Raw genomic sequence first — 3,365 nt, 5'->3', positions numbered from 1 at the left:
ACGTATCCTCTCCAAAAGCGCTGGATCAGGCCGATGAAGGCACAGCGATACCCGCCCGTTGCGCTACCCGTTCGGCTAAGGTGGGGGTGGTCTCCGGCGTGACGATGCGGTCGCGGAGATAGTGAAAGAACCCCACGCCGAGTTTGGCGGCGGTGGCGGCCAGGGTTTGGAAGGTATCCCACGCCCGTGCCCCGTCTCGGGATTGAGGGCCGAAACTGATATCGCGTTTGCGCACGCGGCGTCGCGCCGCCAGTTCCATATCATTATTGTGCAGGGGAATGTCGGGATGTTTCAGCACCGCCAACAACTGGGTCCGTTTGTCGGCGGTTTTGCTGATCCGGTCATCCAACGCCGCATAGCCGGTCTCTTTTTCCACCAAGGCGTCAAACGCATCCGCCAACCGTGCGCGTTCCGCCGCAGTGGGCGCCTGTTGATAGGCCAGCAGGTCGCGATAGAACGTCCAATAGCGTTCCCCAAACGCGGCGAGTTCGGCCTGATGATGGGGCGCCCGTGGGGCAAGCTTGGCGTAATGCCGCCAATCATGCACCCAACACAGGGCGTGGGTGGTCGTGAGGTGGTCATACACGGGGGCATCATCGCTCAGCAACCAGCGCAGGACGGGCGCCTGGGTTTGGGCGTGATAGGCGGCAAGCGCCAGCGCATCGCCGACCGGCTGTACCTGCTGCGGGGTGAGCGTGATCCCGGCGTTGGTCAGGTGCTGCTGGAGTTCCGCCGCCGTCATGTCCGTGCCGCGGGGCAGGGCCTCCCGCAGCCGGCGGAGCAGGGTGTGCGGCAGGCTGCGAGCCTGCAGCCACGCCAGCGACTCGTCATTGAGGCGATAGCGGAGTTCCTGGCCCCAGATGACCGCCAGGACATCCTGGCGCGTGCCGCCGGGACGGGTATGATAGCTCGTGAACCAGGCATTGCCCACAACGTGGCAGACCTCGTTCTGCCCATCCACGCGGGTACTGGTCTGGTCGGTGGCGACCCACGACCCGGTGGCGAGGCCGGTTTGATGAATCGCGGCGGCTTCGTCCGCCCAGCGTCCCTTCGGATCCAGCAGCATGCGCGCCACCGTGCCCGTGCCAATCTTCAGACCGACATCCCGCAGAAAGCGCAGCAGCGCGGGCTGACTGACGTTTGCCCCGTGACCGAGTGCGGGAACGATGGTATGGGTCGTGGGGCAAAACCCACCCCGGTAGCCGGGCGGCAACGGTGCGGTGATGAGCGTGTTGGTGCTGGGGACGTACCACCGCTCCCGCACGAAGCGGACCACCTCCACGTCGATGCGCAGGCGCTGCACGATGGAATCGGTTGTCCCATGGCGCACCGCATCGGGGGGCAGGGTCGCCGGATCCACCCCGCAGCGCTCCTCGTGCGTGACAATCAGGGTCGCGTTCTTTTTCGGCTTGCCCCGTGGCGTGCGCGTGCGGCGCTCGGCCTCCGAGGAATGATCCGCAGGCGGCGGGCTGGGCGGCGGCGTGGGTGGTTTGATGTCGGGCTTACCCGAGCGTCCCTTCAGCCGTGCCACCTCATCCCGCAGATTCTGGTTTTCAACCCGCAGGGCGGCGTTCTCAGCCGCCAGCGTCTCGATGACGTTCAGCAACTGGATCACGATCTGGCGGGTTGCCAGATCGGCAATGCTGTCGGGGTTGAGGTCAGGTATCTGCATATGTTGGTAGTCTACCAGATCTTGGCTCCGCCGTCACCCGCTGCCCAGCAGTTTTGGAGAGGATACTCTCTTACCGGCATGGGCGTGAACGGCAACCATTACAATACGTGATATCGCAGGCCCAACTGCCGCAGGGAGGATTCGGATTAGAAGAGGTAATATATCTTCTCACTACCCGGTCAGGACAATCTGCACAGCCGAAAGCAGGAGCGCACCAACTCCCGCATGCCGACTCAATCGTGCATCCAAGGAATGAGTCACTACATGAGAGACCTGGACATCCAAATCCATTACAAGGAGAAGGACAACTTTGAGCTACAGCACGTCTGGTAGTTGTCCCCAAGCCAAAAAGTATGAGCGCTGCGGCTGCCATCAGGCGTAACGACTCTCTCATGTTACCCCCCCTTTCTACATGGATTTGATGATAGAAACAAGGTCGTCTGTGGTTGCCCCAAAACCTACGACCGCAACGGTCCAATCCGCATCAATCCAAGAAGCCATCACCACTCGCAGGTTCGATGAGGCAATAGAGAATTGCACTGACCGTCCCTGGATCTGCCTTAGTTCAGTGGGATTATCAAGCGTTGCTGCCTTATCTGCTCTTGGTCGAAAATCAACGAAAATCACCGCGCTTGTACTACTCGTATAGTGGAGGAGTACATCCGTTACGTTGCCTTTAGAGTCCCGAAAGACCCCTACCTCATTAAGCACATAGTCTGTTGACTTAGGTACTAAAAGTGTCGCGGGGGACAGGCGCATGGCTTCCTCCAGCGAGCTCACTTTTTCTTCGCTACGAACAATAGTGCCTGCTGATGCTGCTGTAGCCTTGTCAGGTGAACTGTATGCGATACTTGCCAGGGAACCTACAACAGCAGTTCCAGCATAACGCAGAAATCCACGTCGTCCTGTCACACCTGAGGTAACATTTTGGGTGGCGACAGCATTACCTTGTGACAAACCCAAGATGAGACCGGCAATCGCCAATAGCACTCCAATAGCAACATTGAATACTGAAAACTGATATGAAACCTGAAGCGCGAGCGCTGCCAACATAAGAGATGCACCAGCAAGGAGGAGAAGATTACGGATTGCAATACTTTTCCATCCAAATTCAGCCACGGACAGCGAGCCAAAACAGCCGCAGCCCCCGGACTTCTTGGTTGCCGCATTGTATACCGCTATCGCGAGAAAGGTTGCAAGTAGTAGCCAGGTGAGAATTGTGGCGAAGGGGGCAAATAAACCACCAAGAAGTAGCAGACCAACTGTCAACTCAATGGCGGGTAGCGAAAAACTAATGAATTTTGCAAGTGTAGGCCCGCCCAACCTGTAACTTGCCACCACTTGCTCAAAATCAGTTCGGTTTGACAGCTTGGTAGCCCCGGCGAGGACGAACAGGAACCCTAGTAGCATTTGGGGGAGAAGCAATAAGACAAGCGAACCAACGGGATGTGTAAAGAATTCCGTGAGTCGCATTTTTGTATCCTTTCATTCAAGTATGCTGCGGTGGCTGGAATTAACCTACTACATATTCTGCAAGAGCAGAGTCTCAAGAGTAAATTCTGATGTCAACATGGTCAACGATCAGAACAATCCGCTTGGCCTTAGGATAGTCTTCGTCCGCAAGCAGGCGCACCCGCCCGGCAATATTGCGACTGATATGCTGCCCGGTGACGTTCACCGTGCGCCAGCCCTG

Annotated in this window: 2 protein-coding genes; both read right to left on the bottom strand. The window is 58.0% G+C overall.

All coding sequences use genetic code 11. The features are described 5' to 3' along the window. Nucleotides 1–25: 25 nt before the first annotated feature. Entirely contained in the window at nucleotides 26–1,672 is a 1,647-nt protein-coding gene (locus NW818_RS03995; RefSeq protein ID WP_011955970.1) for an IS66 family transposase, read from the bottom strand. 408 nt (nucleotides 1,673–2,080) lie between these two features. Further along, nucleotides 2,081–3,145 (bottom strand): MauE/DoxX family redox-associated membrane protein, encoded by a 1,065-nt coding sequence (locus tag NW818_RS03990; RefSeq protein WP_414423890.1) that lies wholly within the window; start codon nucleotides 3,143–3,145, stop codon nucleotides 2,081–2,083. Nucleotides 3,146–3,365 lie beyond the last annotated feature (220 nt).

Origin of the sequence: Synechococcus sp. R6-5 (genome assembly GCF_047461775.1) — a bacterium.
Taxonomy (GTDB): Bacteria; Cyanobacteriota; Cyanobacteriia; order Thermostichales; family Thermostichaceae; genus Thermostichus.
This window is presented reverse-complemented; position numbering and strand designations above follow the sequence as displayed.